Origin of the sequence: Treponema sp. UBA7570 (assembly GCA_002477955.1) — a bacterium.
Lineage (GTDB): Bacteria > Spirochaetota > Spirochaetia > Treponematales > Treponemataceae > Treponema_D.
This window is the reverse complement of sequence record DLLE01000054.1, coordinates 1-1,010: the sequence shown is the minus strand read 5'-3', so window position 1 is coordinate 1,010 and position 1,010 is coordinate 1. Positions and strand designations below refer to the sequence as shown.

General features: G+C 50.0%; 1 protein-coding gene and 1 pseudogene. Both read left to right on the top strand.

Annotation, left to right across the window (positions count from 1 at the left end; translation table 11 throughout):
- Window positions 1-133 precede the first annotated feature (133 nt).
- On the top strand, window positions 134-790 hold the full coding sequence (locus B4N75_RS06820; RefSeq protein ID WP_296706960.1) for an ABC transporter ATP-binding protein: 657 nt from the start codon (window positions 134-136) through the stop codon (window positions 788-790).
- A pseudogene (locus B4N75_RS06815) lies at window positions 787-1,010 on the top strand (ABC transporter permease); the annotation flags it as partial. The gene B4N75_RS06820 and the pseudogene B4N75_RS06815, both read left to right, overlap by 4 nt.

Below are 1,010 nucleotides of genomic sequence, written 5' to 3'. Positions count from 1 at the left end.
CTAAAACTCGACATTTGACCTAATAAAAACTTTGCGTTGCAAGCTTTCTTTTATGGGAGGATTAAAAAATGAGCGAGGCGATTTTTGTTGAAGGACTTACAAAATCATACAATGGAAAAACGTTGTAAATCACTTGAACCTTTCGGTAAAAAGCGGAACTGTGTTCGGGCTGCTCGGCGCGAATGGGGCTGGAAAAACCACGACGATTGAATGTATGCTCGGCACAAAACAGGCGGACAGCGGAACAGTCCGGCTTCTGGGGCAAGACCCGAAGAAATGCCGCCGCGAGCTTTTCCAGAAAATCGGCGTGCAGTTCCAGGAAGGCGACTATCATAAGGAAATCAGGGTCAGTGAGCTTTGCGAGGAGACAGCGAGCCTTTACCGCAAAAGCGCCGACTGGCGCAAGCTTTGCAATCAGTTCGGAATCGGCGGCAAGGCAAAAACTGCGGTGAAAAGTCTTTCGGGCGGAGAGCGTCAGCGGCTTTTCATCGTGCTGGCGCTGATCGGGCAGCCACAGCTTGTTTTTCTTGACGAGCTTACAACCGGGCTTGACGCAAAGGCACGGCGCGGCGTGTGGAAAACTCTTGAGTCGCTTAAAGAACAGGGGCTTACGATTTTTCTGACCTCGCACTTTATGGATGAAGTCGAGGCGTTGTGCGATGAAATCTGCATTCTGAAAAAAGGAACGGCCGTTTTCCGCGGAACTGTCGAGCAGGCAAAGGCGCAGTGTGGCTGTGAACATTTTGAGGACGCATACTTAAAACTTTCAGATGAGGAGGCGGACGAATGAAACGATTTTTTACTTTTTTGAAAACCGAGCTGAAGCTCAGCCTGCGGGACATGAACATGGTGATTTTTGCCGTAATCATGCCGCTTGTCGTGTTCGTAATTTTCGGCATTATATATGGAAGAAAACCCGCTTATGACGGCGCGGATTATACTTTCTTGGAGCAGTCTTTCGGGGCGGTCGGTGCAATCGCAATCTGCGCAGGCGGACTGATGGGGCTGCC